Origin of the sequence: Bailinhaonella thermotolerans (assembly GCF_003594875.1) — a bacterium.
In the GTDB taxonomy this organism is placed as follows: domain Bacteria; phylum Actinomycetota; class Actinomycetes; order Streptosporangiales; family Streptosporangiaceae; genus Bailinhaonella; species Bailinhaonella thermotolerans.
Genome location: NZ_QZEY01000001.1, coordinates 393,901 through 406,339, shown reverse-complemented (window position 1 = coordinate 406,339; position 12,439 = coordinate 393,901). Strand labels below are relative to the sequence as shown.

Genomic DNA, 12,439 nt, shown 5'->3' with positions numbered 1-12,439 from the left:
CGCCCGATCCCCGGACCCCGCGCGCGAACGCCCGCCCCTGCCGCCCCCGCCGTGGAGGCGGCAGGGGCCTCGCGCCGCCCGGAGGAGCAGCCCTGCCCGGCGACCCGGACGCGACCGCCGGGGGCGGACGACGGCCGGTCAGGGCACGGTGGTGAGGTCCGCCCGGGGCCGCGAGGGCGGGCGCGCCGCGCGCCCTCGCGTGAGGGTCAGCGCCAGGGGAAGCGTCAGGAGCGCGGTGCCCACCGCCCACCCGGGAAGAGCCCCGGCGGAGCTCCCGTGGTCCAGCAGCCGCCCGCCCACGGCCGCGCCGGCGGCCGAGCCCAGATACATGGCGGCCATCTGGAACGCGATGACCGGCATCGCTTGACGCCGTCGCCCCTGGACGAGGCGGTGCTGCAGGACGGGGACGCTCGCCCATCCCGCGGCCCCCCACAGAGCGACCGCGACGAGCCACACGGCGGGGTGGTCCGCCACGAGCAGGGAGCCCAGCGCCAGGGCCAGGACCGCCACGACGACCGGCAGCAGCCGCCGCGAGCCCAGGGCGTCCAGGGGCCTTCCGATCAGCGCCGAACCCGCGACCCCGCCGACGCCCCACACCCACACCAGGGTGAACGCCCACCCGGCCAGGCCCCGCGCGTCGGCCATGGGCACCAGGTAGGTGTACAGGCCCAGACTCGCCACCCCGAGCAGGAAGGCCACGATCACGCCGGTGGTGACCGCGGGGGACCTGAGCAGGCGCAGGTTCTCCCCGATCCGGACCACCGCGATGGAGGGATAGGGCGCCCGCCGGGCCAGGACCGCGGCCATGCTGACGGCGCCGATCGCCACGACCAGGCCCATGGTCCAGCGCCACCCGGCCCACTGGCCGATGAGCATGCCGACCGGCACCCCCGCCACCGTCCCCGTCGACAGCCCGAAGGTCACCAGCGCCATGGCCCGCCCGCGCTCACGGTCGGTGACCATCGCGGCGGCCGTGGCGGTCGCCACCGCGGTCAGGACCCCCGCGCCGACGCCGGCCACCACGCGCGCGCCCAGGAACACCGCGATGCCCGGGGCCAGCGCGGTGATCAGGTTGCCGATGTTGAACAACGCCAGCGCCACGGCCAGGGCGCGCCGCGTGGAACCGGCGACCAGCGGCCCCGACAGCAGCGGCCCGGCGAAGGCGTACGCGCCCGTGAACGCGGTGACGCCCAGGCCGATGGCGGCCACCGACGCCGCGAGCGAGTCCGCGATCCGGGGCAGGACGCCGGCCAGCACGTAGGCGTCGATGCCGAGCGAGATGGTGGCGGCCACCAAGGGCCACAGCCGGCGGATCATCGGCCGGTCTCCGGGTCCGCGCTCTCAGCGTGCCGGCCCTCGTGGCGTTCGCCGGCCCGGGCGCGGCCGTACCCGGCCAGGATGGTGCCGACCAGGCCGGGGAACCGGGCTTCCAGGTCCTCCGCGCGCAGGCTGATCATGCACTTGCGGCCCTCGGCGCGAACGAACGCCACGCCGGACTCACGCAGCAGGCTGGTGTGATGGGTCAGGGTCGACCTCGGCAGATCGGGGCCGAGTTCGATGCTGTCCACCTCGCCCTCCTCGGCGAGTTTGCGGACCATCTCCAGGCGCAACGGCTCACTGAGCGCGAACAGCACACGCGGCAGCGAGATGTCCTCGGTCTCAGGATGCACATAGGTGCGTACGGCGGCCACGGCCGGCCTCCTCAATCGTGCGACAATGTTCGCACAATAATAGTGCGAACATTGTCGCACGATCGCCGCCCCCCGTCCGACCGCTCCGAACGCCCGCCGAACGCCTCTGGAGCGCTCATCGCTCTCCGCGGGGAGCCGGCGTCCGCGTGGGCGCGGCGGGCGGCGATGCCGATCCGGGCCGGGGGTCTCAGGCGGGGGGATGGAGGCGGCGCTCGGCGGGCGGGATGAGCAGGATCTCCAGGGCGCGGGCGCAGGAGCGGGCGTGCGCGACGAACCAGCCGATCCGCGCGTCGGCGATGACCTGCGGCGTGGAGCGTACGGCCAGCGCGTAGCGCACGTGGTTCTGCCGGTCGAGCACGGGCACCGCGACGGTGCGCACGCCGTCGCCCGACTCCTCGTCGTTGAGGGCGTACCCGCACTCGCGCACGCGGCCCAGCTCGGCGCGCAGCTCGTCGTGGTCCACGATGGTGCGGCCGGTCAGCGCCCGTAGCGGGCCGAGTGCCGCCAGGCCGGCGCCGGCCTCGGGATCCCAGGCCAGCAGCACCTTGCCCAGGGCGGTGGAGTGCAGGGGACGGCGCAGGCCGGCCCCGCTGTCGGGGTTGAGCGAACCGCCGCTCAAGATCACCGCGTGCCGGTCGTTGCGGACGGCCAGGTCCACGGTGGCCGAGGTGATCTTGGCCAGCTCGGCCAGCTCGGGGGCGATGCGATGCAGGCCGCGCCGGTGGAAGGAGAGCTGTCCCAGCTCGGTGATCGAGGGTCCCAGCCGGTAGCGGCCGGTGGACGGCTCCTGCTCCAGGAAGCCCGCGCCGGTCAGCGTCCTGGCCAGGCGGTGCGTGGTCGAGGTGGACAGCCCCGCGCGCCGCGCCAGGTCGGACAGGCCGAGCGAGGCGTCGCCGCCGCCGAAGCAGCCGAGCAGGCCGAGCGCCCTGCGGACCGACTGGACCGCGCCGTCTGCTGCCATGCGGGAACTCCGTCTTCTGCGTAGGGGGAGCCGGGGCCAGGTGGGGGCGGCCCGGGCCGGGGGCGTTTCCCGCATCGCGGGACATTTTTTGTATTTCCTACCAACTTAGTGGCAAACTCTGGCCCCATGATCACAGCCGCACTCGACGCCATCTGGTTCACCCGCTGTCCCGTCCCCACCGCCACGGGCATCGCGGCCGACCAGGGCTGGCTGGCCCGGGAGTTCGCCGCCGACGGGATCGAGGTCCGCTCCCTGCAGGACCACCCCGGCGCGCCCCGCGAGACCCACTACACCCACGCGCTCACCGGCCTGTTCCGCGAAGGCGGCAACGTCCCGGCCCTGTGGGCGCGCTCGCGCGGCGAGGCCACCCGGCTCATCGGGCTCACCTGGATCGAGGAACGGCAGGCCATCCTGGTCCGCCGCGGCACCGCCCTGGAGAACCCCGCGCAGCTCAAGGGCCTGCGCCTGGCGGTGCCCCGGCACCCCATCGCCATCGACTTCTGGCGTGCCATGGCCCTGCGCGGATTTCACGGCGCGCTGTCCGCGGCCGGGCTCGGCCTCGGCGACGCCGACCTGGTGGACGTCCAGGCCCAGCCCGGCGCCGGCCAGTGGGAGGCGGAACTGGCCGCGCTGGCCGGGGGCCGCGTCGACGCGGTCTACGTCAAGGGCGCGCTCGCCGCCGAGGCCGCCCCGCGCCACGGCGCCGAGGTCGGCATCGACCTGGACGCGCTCCCGGACCGGCGCACCCGGATCAACAACGGCACCCCCCGCCCGATCACCGTGCACCAGCGCCTGCTGGACGAGCACCCGCAGGTGGCCACCCGCTTCCTGGCCGTCCTGCTGCGCGCTGCCGACTGGGCCGCCCAGCACCCGGCCGAGGTGGCCCGGATCCTGGCGGCCGAGACGGGCGCCGGCGCGACCGGCGTCGCCGCCGCCTACGTCCCCGGCGCCTCGCTCCACCTCGACCTGTCCGCCGAGCGCCTCGGCCTGCTGGCCGAGCAGGAGCGCTTCCTGCGCGGCCACGGCTTCCTCCCCTCGCCCGTGGACGTGGCGGCCTGGGCCGATCACACCCCGCTCCAAGGAGTAACCCATGCGTAAGCTGCTGCTAGCCCTCCCCCTCGCCCTCCTGGCCGCGGCCTGCGGCGGCACCGGCGCGGCCGCCGGACGGGAGCAGGTCGTCGTGCGCATCTCCGACCCCGGCAACAGCGGCTTCCTGGCCGTCGCCAAGCGCGACGGCAGCCTCGACGCCGCCCTGGCCAAGGTCAACGCCAAGGTCAAGTGGGCCGGCGACTTCCCGGTGTTCGCCCCCGCCGCCCAGGCCATCAACGCCGGCTCGCTCGACATCGCCACCGGCTCCATCACCGCCGGCGTCACCGCGCTGGCCGTACGGCCCAGCTTCAAGATCTTCGCCACCGTCCCGCCCGACCTGGCCGGCGAGGGCATCGTGGTCAAGAACGACTCACCGATCAAGTCGGTCGCCGACCTCGCCGGGCGCAGCGTCGCCGTCGGGCACGGCGGCACCAGCGAGTACCTGCTGCTCAAGGCCCTGCAGACCTTCAACGTGCCGGTCGAGAAGGTCAAGCGCGTCTACCTGCAGCCGCCCCAGACCGCCCCCGTCTTCGGCTCGGGCAAGGTGGACGCCTGGTCGACGTTCTCCACCTTCCTCATCCCCGCCGTCACCGACCTGGACGCGCGCGTCCTGGCCGACGGCGAGGCGATTGGATCCGACAACTACGTGATCTACGTGGCCGCCGACAAGCTCCTGCGCGAGCACCCCGAGGTGGTCAGAGCCCTGTTCGACTTCATCAGGCAGGGCAGCGCCAAGGAGATCGCCGACCCCGCGGCGTACCTGAACGTCTTCACCCAGACCGGCCCGCAGGCCGTCCAGGGCGAGCAGAAGGACCTCGTCGTCGACATCCAGCGCAAGGGCAGGCCCGCCCAGGCGGTCACCCCCACCGAGATCGCCAAATACCAGGACGTGGCCAGGTTCTTCCTCGACCAGAAGGTGCTCACCGCGCCGCTGGACGTCTCCCGCCACGTCGTGGACGTGACGACCCTCGGCAGGGCCCGGCCATGACCGTGACCACCACCACCCCCGTCGTCGCCCACGGCCTCGTCGCCCCGCGACCCCCGCGATCGGCCGGCCGCCACCCCGCCCTCACCCTCGCGCTGCGCGCCGTCGGCCCCGCCCTGCTGCTCACCGCCTGGTACGCCGCCACCGCCACCGGCGCCCTGACCAAGGACGTGCTCGCCGGCCCCCAGGACGTCGCCGCCACCTTCGCCGACCTGTGGGCCGACGGCCAGCTCCCCGAAGCGCTGCGCGTCTCGGTCACCAGGGCCGGGCTCGGCCTCCTGCTGGGCGCCTCCACCGGGCTCGTGCTGGGCGTCGTCTCCGGCTTCACCCGGCTCGGCGAAGAACTCGTCGACTCCTCGATGCAGGCCCTGCGCGCCATCCCCTTCCTGGCCCTGACCTCGCTGTTCATCGTCTGGTTCGGCATCGAGGAAGCGTCCAAGATCCTCCTGATCGCGGTCGCCTGCACGTTCCCCATGTACGTCAACGTCTCCAGCGGCGTCCGCACCGTGGACCGCAAGGTCGTCGAAGCCGCCCGCTCCTTCGGCCTGGGCCGGCTCGCCATCGCCCGCGAGGTCGTGCTCCCGGGCGCGCTGCCGTCCATCTTCGCCGGGCTGCGGCTGTCCACCACGCTCAGCGTGATCGCGCTCATCGCCGCCGAGGAGATCAATGTGACCGCCGGGCTCGGCTACCTCATGGCCCGCGCCACCGACTACCTGCGCACCGACATCCTCGCCCTGTGCGTGCTGCTGTACGCCGTGATCGGACTGGCCGCCGACCTGACCCTGCGCCTGGCCGAGCGGCTCGCGATGCCCTGGCGCAGGACGGTGACGATCCGATGAGCCTGGCCGTACGCGCCCGCGGGCTGCGCAAGGTCTTCGGCGAGCGGGCCGTGCTCGACGGCGTGGACCTGGACGTGCGGCGCGGCGAGTTCCTCGCGCTGCTGGGGGCCAGTGGCACCGGCAAGACCACCCTCCTGCGCATCCTGGCCGGACTGGACTCCGCCACCGGCGGAAGCGTCCTGGTCCCGCCCGTCCGCACCGTCGTCTTCCAGGAGCCCCGCCTCATCCCCTCCAAGCGCGCCCTCGCCAACGTGATCATCGGCCAGGGCCGCGCCGCCCGCCCCAAGGGGCTGGCGGCCCTGGCCGAGGTGGGGCTGAGCGGCCACGCCGACGCCTGGCCCGCCACCCTCTCCGGCGGCGAGGCGCAGCGGGTCGCGCTGGCCAGGGCCCTGGTGCGCGAACCGGACCTGCTCCTGCTCGACGAGCCGTTCGCCGCGCTGGACGCCCTGACCCGGCTGCACATGCAGGAACTCATCGCCGAACTGTGCGCCCGGCACCGCCCGGCCGTGGTCCTGGTCACCCACGACGTCGAGGAGGCCATCCTGCTCGCCGACCGCGTCGCCGTGCTGCGCGAGGGCGCGTTCGTCACCGACGTCCAGGTCGGGCTCGACCGGCCACGCGACCGCACCGACCCCGACTTCGTCGGACTGCGCCGCCGCCTCCTGGCCGACCTCGGCGTGGAGGCGCACGCGGCGGCGGCCCCATGACGAGCACCGGCCGCCGCCCCGCCGTACCACCTTCCGGGACAGACCGCTGACCGGGACCTCCCCGGACGCCGCCCGTTCCCGCTGAACCCTAGGAAAGATCAGACATGTCCGTCCTGCTCATCTCCGGCAGCCCCTCGGCCGCCTCCCGCACCGCCCGCCTGCTCGACCACCTGGCCGGCCGCATGGACCGGCCCGCCACCGTCCTGCGCCTGCGCGACCTGCCCGCCGAAGCCCTGCTGCACGGCGACACCGCCCACCCCGGCCTGGCCCGCGCCACCGAACAGGTGGCCGCCGCCACGACGATCGTCGCCGCCACCCCCATCTACAAGGCCTCCTACACCGGCCTGCTCAAGGCGTTCCTGGACGTCCTGCCCCAGGGCGCCTTCACCGGCAAGACGGTCGTGCCGGTCGCCACCGGGGGCACCGCCGCCCACCTGCTCGCCGTGGACTACGCCCTGCGGCCCGTGCTGAGCGTCCTCGGCGCCCGCCACGTCACCCGCGGCCTGTTCGTCCTGGACACCCAGATCGAGCCGCTGGCACAAGACCTGCTCCCGCGCATCGACGCCCTGCTGGCGGAGGTCCCCCTGGAGGCCGCGGCATGACCGCCGCCGGCACCCGGGCCGCCGAGCCCGCCGCGCGCCGCGCCACCGCCACCGCCACCGCCCAGGCCGCGCCCGCCCGCGCGGACCACGCCACCCCGCGCTTCCACGTCATCCTGCCCACCAGGAGTCCCGCCCCCGCCGACCTGCCGGCCTTCGTCACCGACGTACGGCCTGAGCCCGCCGACCCCGCCCGGGGCGCCGCCGTGGCCGCGGACCTGTCCGGATGGGCCGGCGCGCTCGTCCCCTTCGACCCGGACGGGCACGAATCCCTCACCGTCGCCGCCGGCGCCCTGCGCCACACCCGCCACCTGCGCGTCATCGCCGAGTTCCACCCCGCCGCGGCCACCCCCGTCTACGCCGCCAAGCTCTCGGCGTCCCTGCAGCGATTCAGCGCAGGACGCCTCGGCTGGCGGCTCGCCGTCGACCTGGACCCGGCCGTGGCCCGCGCACAGGGCGACTTCCTGACCGGCCCCGCCCGGCACGCCCGCGCGGACGAGTTCCTGACCGTCGCCAAGGCCGTGTGGCAGGGCGGCCCCGTCGACTTCCACGGCGACTTCTACCAGGTCGCCGCGGGCGGCTTCGGCCCGCCGCTGTCGTCCCCGCCCTTCCCCGAGGTGCACCTGTCGGGAACCTCCCCCCACGCCCTGGAACTGTCGCGGCGCCACGCCGACGTGCACGTCTTCTCCGCCGGCGACGACCTGGCCGCGCTCATCCCCGAACTCCCGGGCCTGCGGTACGGCGTGCGCCTGACCTCGATCGACGACGCCGACGACTACGCCGCGCTCGGCGTCACCGAGTTCTTCCTCCGGACCGAGGACGTCTACCGCCTCGGCGAGCACGTCAAGGAGCGGGCCCGTGACCGTTGACATCTACTGGCGCATCCACATGGAGGGCGACCAGCCCTCCCTGCGCCGCCGCGTCCGCAGCCGCGGCGGCTTCACCCCCGGCGGCACCGCCCCCGGCACCCGCGACGGCCGCGACGACGGCTACAACCACGCCGACTACATGGCCGAGGTCGCCAGGGCCGCCGAGGACAACGGCTTCGTCGGCGGCCTGCTCCCGAACTTCCCCCACACCGACGACCCCTGGGCCGCCGCCGCGACCCTCGCCCGCCAGACCACGTCGTACCGCTTCATGGTCGCCTTCCAGCCCGGATTCCTGCACCCCGTCCAGGCCGCGCGCATGACGGCCACCCTCCAGCGCGCCACCGGCGGCCGCATCGTCTACAACGTCATCTCCGGCGGCGGCGGCCCCGCCCAGCTCTGGTGGGGCGACAAGGTGGAGCACGACGACCGCTACGCCCGCACCTCCGAATTCCTGGACGTGCTCAAGGGCGTCTGGCAGGCCGGCCACGGCCGCGGCCACACCCACCACGGCCGCTTCTACCAGGTCGAGAACGCCGCCCTGCCGCCCGAACTGGCCGGCCAGCCGTTCCCGGAGATCTTCTTCTCCGGCTCCTCCGCCGCCGCCATCGACGCCGCCGGCCGCCACGCCGACTACTACCTGTCCTGGCTGGAGCCGTTCGAGGCGCTGGCGGAGAAGTTCGACGCCGTCCGCGCGCGCAGCGCCACCCCGCCCCGCTTCGCCGTACGCGTCGACCTGCTCGCCCGCGAGAGCGAGGAGGAGGCCTGGGAGGAGATCCGGCAGGGCTGGCAGGCCCGCCCGCGCCGGAGCGAGTCCACCGAGGGCGACTCCGTCGGCGTGCGCCGCAGCCGCGGCTTCCTCGCCGGCGCGGGCGACGACCCCCGCGCCCTGGAGGTCGCCCCCAACGTGTGGGGCGGGTTCGGCCACCTGCGCGACGGCCCCGCCTTCGGCCTCGTCGGCGACTACCGGCAGGTCGCCGAACGCCTCGACCAGCTCATGGGCCTCGGCGTGGACGCCTTCATCCTGGCCGGGATCCCCCACCTCGAAGAGGCCCACCGCGTGGGCCGCCACGTACTGCCACTCCTGAAAGGACGGACCTCATGACCACCCGAGTCGGCTTCTTCCCGCAGAACAACACCCTCTGGGTCGCCCGCCACCGCGACCTGCTGCCCGGCGCCCACTGGGTGGACCTGAACACCCTGGGCCGGGGCGAGCCCGTCGATCCCACCCGGGCCCTGCCGTCCGCCCACGGCGACCACCTGTTCGACGGCGGATACGACTTCATCGGCACCGGCTCGACCCCGCCGATCACCGCCCAGGCCAAGGGCCACGACATCGTGTACGTGGCGATCTCCGGCCCTCGCGTCGAGAACGGCCGCCTGGTGGTGCGGGACGACTCGCCGATCGGCTCCGTGGCCGAGCTGAAGGGCAAGCGCGTCGCCCTCGGGCACGGCTCCTGGCAGACCACCCTGCTGCTGCTGGCGCTGGACCGGGCCGGGCTCGGCTGGGGCGACGTCATCCCCGTGGACGCGTACGGCGACGCCGCCGAACTGCTGGTGAACGGCGACGTGGACGCCTGGGTCGGCTCCTACCCGTACCTGACGCCCGTCGAGTCCCGCACCAGGACCCTCGTGGAGACCCCCGGCCTGTTCAGCCACCGCTCCCTGTGGTTCACCCGCCGCGACTTCGCCCGCGAGCGGCCCGGGGAACTGGAGCGCATCGTCACCGCGCTGCAGCGGGCCGACCGCTGGACGCAGGAGCACCCGCGCCAGGCCGCGGCCCTGTTCGACGGCGACCTGGACGCCTGGGAACACGCGCTGCGCACCCGGCCCTGGGGCCTGCACCCGGTCAGCGAGGAGTTCGTCGCCGAGCAGCAGCACGCCGCCGACCTGTTCCACGCCAACGGCCTCATCCAGCGGAAGATCACCGTCGCCGACGCCGTGCTCCCCGAGATCGGCGAACTGGTCGCCCGAACCCGCTGACCCGCGCCCACCCCGAGACCCGCGCGCCCCTCCGCCCGCACGTGGGCGGCAGGGGCGCGCGGCCGCGGGCGGGACGGCTCAGCCCGGGACCGTGCCGAGCGCGTCCGCCGCCGTCCCCCTCGACGCCGTCCCCTCCGCCTCCGGCCCCTCGGGCGGCGGGCAGGCCAGGCGGCGGTACCTGCCGGGGGCCACGCCGTACTCGCGCTTGAAGGCGTTGGCGAAGGCGAACTCCGAGCCGTAACCCACCGCCGCCGCCACCTCGCTCAGCGCCGCCCCGGAATCACGCAGCATGCGCGCGGCCGTACCCAGCCGCCACCACGTCAGGTAGGTCAGCGGCGGCTGCCCGACGAGCTGGGTGAACCGGCGGGAGAACGCCGCCCGGGACAGCCCGGCGCGGCGGCCCAGCGACTCGACCGTCCAGGGATGGGCCGGGTCACGGTGGATCCCGTCGAGCGCGGCGCTGACGGCCGGATCGGCCAGCGCGGCGGCCCAGCTCTCCACCTCGCAGCGCTCGGCGGAGGCGTCGAACCAGGCTCGCAGGATGTACAGCAGCAGCGTGTCCAGCAGCGCCGGCACCACCATGTCCGCGCCCGGCCGCGGGTCCTCGATCTCCCCGCCCAGCAGCTCGACCGCGGCGCGCAGCTCGGGGTTGCGGCCCAGCCTGGCCGGCAGGTGGATCATCGCGGGAAGCGTTCTGAGCAGCGGATGCGCCCGGCTGGAGTCGAGCCGGTACCCGCCCCACAACGTCACCGTGACCGGCCCGGCGCCCTCCACCGAGGCCGAGGCGTACAACTCGGCGGGGGCGCGGGGATCGCAGTCGGGCTCGGCGACGGGCGTGCCGGGGGAGTCGGCCAGCGCGTAACCGTGCCCGTGCGGGAAGAACAGCACGTCACCCGGGCCGGCCTGGATCGGCTCGCCCTCCGGCGGCACCACCCAGCACGAACCCCGCAATACCACCTGGAATCCCGCCGAACCGGGCTCCGCCGGGAACCGCCGGCCCCACGGCGCCGCCCACTCCACCCGCGCCGACCGCGGCACGCCCATGCGCATGGAAGCGACCACATCGCTCAGCACGTCCACAGCCCGAGTCTAACCACGAAGACGATCGCGTATTAATCCAAGACATCAACGCATTGGATGTCTCATCGAGCGCTCCTACGGTTGTCTCATGCGAACGATCCCGGCTGGCGAGACCACCGGGACACGTCACGGTGAAGGCGGACAAATGATCAGAATCGGCATCATCCTCGGCAGCACCCGCCCGGGCCGCAACGGCGAGGCCGTCGCCCGCTGGGTCCATGACCACGCCGCCCGGCGCGGCGACGCCCACTACGAACTGGTCGACCTGAAGGACTACGACCTGCCCCACCTCGACGAACCCCTCGCCGCCGCCACCGGCGTCTACGAACGCCCGCACACCAAGGCGTGGTCCGACACCATCGCCGGCCTCGACGGCTTCGTCTTCGTCACCCCCGAGTACAACCACTCCACCAGCGGCGCGCTCAAGACCGCCATCGACTTCCTGTACGCCGAATGGCACGACAAGGCCGCGGGCGTCGTCGGCTACGGCGTCAGCGGCGGCGTTCGCGCGGCCGAGCACCTGCGCCAGGTGCTCGGCCAGCTCAAGGTCGCCGACGTCCAGATCGCCGTCGAACTGCTGATGCACACCGACTTCGAGGACTTCACCACCTTCAAGCCCGCCCCCCACCAGGCCGACATGCTCACCAAACTCCTCGACCAGGTCGTCACCTGGAGCACCGCCCTCCGCCCCCTCCGGACGTGAAGCGGGGGCCCGCCGCGCCGCCCCGGGCGGATCTCCTCACCCCGTCGCCGCCGCGAGGAAGTCGAGGACCAGGGGGCCGGCCACCTCGCGGAACTCCTCGAAATAGGCGTGCCGCGCGCGCGGGATGAGGTGCAGGCGCGCACCGGGGATGCGGCCGGCCAGCAGGGGCGCGTTCGCGGCGGGGTTGAAGACGTCGTCGGCGCCATGGACGACGAGGGTGGGCGCGGTGATGCCCGGCAGCGCCTCCCAGCTGTCGTGACCGGCGCTGGCGGCGAAGTGCCGGCGGCGCGCGTGAGCGGGCATGTCCGGATCGCCGGTCGTGTGGTACGGGCCGGGGTGAGCGGCGAGCCATTCGGGGGTGTACATCAGCTCGAGCAGCGCCCGCTCGGCGGCGGCCCGGTCGCGCTGGGCCAGCGCGCGGTGCACCTCCCGGCTCCGCTCCACCCCGTGCGCCCCTCCCGGCGAGGTGCACCCCAGCACCAGCGCCCCCACCCGTCCGGGGTGGTCGGCCGCCAGCCACTGCGCGACCCGCCCGCCCATCGAGGTCCCGTAGACGTGAGCCCGCTCCACCCCCACCTCGTCGAGCACGGCCAGCACGTCGAGCGCGAACCCCCGCGTCGTGTAGACCTCGTCCGGTTTGTCACTGTCCCCGGTGCCGCGATAGTCGAAGGTGATCGTGCGATAGGACCGCTCGAAGTCCGCCCGCACCCCGTCCCACCAGTGGTGATCGTTGGCCTGCCCCGGAAGCAGCACGAGCGGCGGCCCGTCCCCCCGCACCTGATACGAAAGCCTCACACCATCCGCAGTCTTCGCAAAAGCCACCCCCTCATTCTCGTCCCTCCCACAACCCGCGGCGCCCCGGCGGCCACACCTCCCCGCCCCTGACCGGACGACGGCGGCCCCCGCGCCGGGCCCGGCAGGCCCGGGTCGAGCCGC

General features: G+C 74.3%; 14 protein-coding genes. 9 read left to right on the top strand and 5 right to left on the bottom strand.

Annotated features, from left to right (window positions below; genetic code table 11):
* Window positions 1-138: 138 nt before the first annotated feature.
* The 3 genes from D5H75_RS01955 to D5H75_RS01945 all read right to left on the bottom strand — a co-directional run bounded on the left by D5H75_RS01955 (window position 139) and on the right by D5H75_RS01945 (window position 2,652).
* Complete coding sequence (locus D5H75_RS01955) at window positions 139-1,317, bottom strand: MFS transporter (RefSeq protein ID WP_119924555.1); 1,179 nt, start codon at window positions 1,315-1,317, stop codon at window positions 139-141.
* Window positions 1,314-1,691 (bottom strand): ArsR/SmtB family transcription factor, encoded by a 378-nt coding sequence (locus tag D5H75_RS01950; RefSeq protein WP_242453937.1) that lies wholly within the window; start codon window positions 1,689-1,691, stop codon window positions 1,314-1,316. Before D5H75_RS01950 ends, D5H75_RS01955 begins: the two co-directional genes overlap by 4 nt.
* A 187-nt stretch (window positions 1,692-1,878) precedes the next feature.
* On the bottom strand, window positions 1,879-2,652 hold the full coding sequence (locus D5H75_RS01945; RefSeq protein ID WP_119924554.1) for an IclR family transcriptional regulator: 774 nt from the start codon (window positions 2,650-2,652) through the stop codon (window positions 1,879-1,881).
* Between the two features lie 126 nt (window positions 2,653-2,778).
* Between D5H75_RS01945 and D5H75_RS01940 the strand changes: the two genes are divergently transcribed.
* The 8 genes from D5H75_RS01940 to D5H75_RS01905 all read left to right on the top strand — a co-directional run bounded on the left by D5H75_RS01940 (window position 2,779) and on the right by D5H75_RS01905 (window position 9,720).
* Entirely contained in the window at window positions 2,779-3,750 is a 972-nt protein-coding gene (locus tag D5H75_RS01940) for an ABC transporter substrate-binding protein (protein ID WP_119924553.1), read from the top strand.
* Window positions 3,743-4,729 carry an ABC transporter substrate-binding protein gene (locus D5H75_RS01935; RefSeq protein WP_119924552.1) on the top strand — a complete coding sequence of 329 codons (987 nt, stop codon included), beginning with the start codon at window positions 3,743-3,745 and terminating at the stop codon, window positions 4,727-4,729. The genes D5H75_RS01940 and D5H75_RS01935 overlap by 8 nt, the downstream gene beginning before the upstream one ends.
* Window positions 4,726-5,565 (top strand): ABC transporter permease, encoded by an 840-nt coding sequence (locus D5H75_RS01930; protein WP_119924551.1) that lies wholly within the window; start codon window positions 4,726-4,728, stop codon window positions 5,563-5,565. The genes D5H75_RS01935 and D5H75_RS01930 overlap by 4 nt, the downstream gene beginning before the upstream one ends.
* Window positions 5,562-6,272 carry an ABC transporter ATP-binding protein gene (locus tag D5H75_RS01925; RefSeq protein WP_119924550.1) on the top strand — a complete coding sequence of 237 codons (711 nt, stop codon included), beginning with the start codon at window positions 5,562-5,564 and terminating at the stop codon, window positions 6,270-6,272. Before D5H75_RS01930 ends, D5H75_RS01925 begins: the two co-directional genes overlap by 4 nt.
* Window positions 6,273-6,376: 104 nt before the next feature.
* A complete protein-coding gene (ssuE, locus tag D5H75_RS01920) occupies window positions 6,377-6,874 on the top strand; it encodes an NADPH-dependent FMN reductase (protein ID WP_119924549.1) in 498 nt (165 codons plus the stop codon).
* Complete coding sequence (locus D5H75_RS01915) at window positions 6,871-7,740, top strand: LLM class flavin-dependent oxidoreductase (RefSeq protein WP_119924548.1); 870 nt, start codon at window positions 6,871-6,873, stop codon at window positions 7,738-7,740. The genes ssuE and D5H75_RS01915 overlap by 4 nt, the downstream gene beginning before the upstream one ends.
* Window positions 7,730-8,842 carry an LLM class flavin-dependent oxidoreductase gene (locus D5H75_RS01910; RefSeq protein ID WP_119924547.1) on the top strand — a complete coding sequence of 371 codons (1,113 nt, stop codon included), beginning with the start codon at window positions 7,730-7,732 and terminating at the stop codon, window positions 8,840-8,842. Before D5H75_RS01915 ends, D5H75_RS01910 begins: the two co-directional genes overlap by 11 nt.
* Window positions 8,839-9,720, top strand: a complete 882-nt coding sequence (locus tag D5H75_RS01905) for an ABC transporter substrate-binding protein (protein WP_119924546.1) — start codon at window positions 8,839-8,841, stop codon at window positions 9,718-9,720. Before D5H75_RS01910 ends, D5H75_RS01905 begins: the two co-directional genes overlap by 4 nt.
* A gap of 78 nt (window positions 9,721-9,798) precedes the next feature.
* On the opposite strand, the gene D5H75_RS01900 is transcribed toward D5H75_RS01905, so the two are convergent.
* Entirely contained in the window at window positions 9,799-10,800 is a 1,002-nt protein-coding gene (locus D5H75_RS01900) for an AraC family transcriptional regulator (protein ID WP_119924545.1), read from the bottom strand.
* A gap of 145 nt (window positions 10,801-10,945) precedes the next feature.
* Between D5H75_RS01900 and D5H75_RS01895 the strand changes: the two genes are divergently transcribed.
* Window positions 10,946-11,503 carry an NADPH-dependent FMN reductase gene (locus D5H75_RS01895; RefSeq protein ID WP_119924544.1) on the top strand — a complete coding sequence of 186 codons (558 nt, stop codon included), beginning with the start codon at window positions 10,946-10,948 and terminating at the stop codon, window positions 11,501-11,503.
* A gap of 36 nt (window positions 11,504-11,539) precedes the next feature.
* Here D5H75_RS01895 and D5H75_RS01890 read toward each other — a convergent pair whose 3' ends face one another.
* The gene (locus D5H75_RS01890) at window positions 11,540-12,325 is read right to left on the bottom strand and encodes an alpha/beta fold hydrolase (protein WP_119924543.1); all 786 of its coding nucleotides are present in this window, start codon (window positions 12,323-12,325) and stop codon (window positions 11,540-11,542) included.
* Between the last annotated feature and the right edge of the window lie 114 nt (window positions 12,326-12,439).

Excerpts from the sequence above, each read along its gene's own strand:
- D5H75_RS01895 (WP_119924544.1), top strand. The coding sequence starts at position 10,946 with ATGATCAGAATCGGCATCATCCTCGGCAGCACCCGCCCGGGCCGCAAC.
- ssuE (WP_119924549.1), top strand. The coding sequence starts at position 6,377 with ATGTCCGTCCTGCTCATCTCCGGCAGCCCCTCGGCCGCCTCCCGCACC.
- D5H75_RS01945 (WP_119924554.1), bottom strand. The coding sequence starts at position 2,652 with ATGGCAGCAGACGGCGCGGTCCAGTCGGTCCGCAGGGCGCTCGGCCTG.
- D5H75_RS01905 (WP_119924546.1), top strand. The coding sequence starts at position 8,839 with ATGACCACCCGAGTCGGCTTCTTCCCGCAGAACAACACCCTCTGGGTC.
- D5H75_RS01930 (WP_119924551.1), top strand. The coding sequence starts at position 4,726 with ATGACCGTGACCACCACCACCCCCGTCGTCGCCCACGGCCTCGTCGCC.
- D5H75_RS01955 (WP_119924555.1), bottom strand. The coding sequence starts at position 1,317 with ATGATCCGCCGGCTGTGGCCCTTGGTGGCCGCCACCATCTCGCTCGGC.
- D5H75_RS01925 (WP_119924550.1), top strand. The coding sequence starts at position 5,562 with ATGAGCCTGGCCGTACGCGCCCGCGGGCTGCGCAAGGTCTTCGGCGAG.
- D5H75_RS01915 (WP_119924548.1), top strand. The coding sequence starts at position 6,871 with ATGACCGCCGCCGGCACCCGGGCCGCCGAGCCCGCCGCGCGCCGCGCC.
- D5H75_RS01940 (WP_119924553.1), top strand. The coding sequence starts at position 2,779 with ATGATCACAGCCGCACTCGACGCCATCTGGTTCACCCGCTGTCCCGTC.
- D5H75_RS01935 (WP_119924552.1), top strand. The coding sequence starts at position 3,743 with ATGCGTAAGCTGCTGCTAGCCCTCCCCCTCGCCCTCCTGGCCGCGGCC.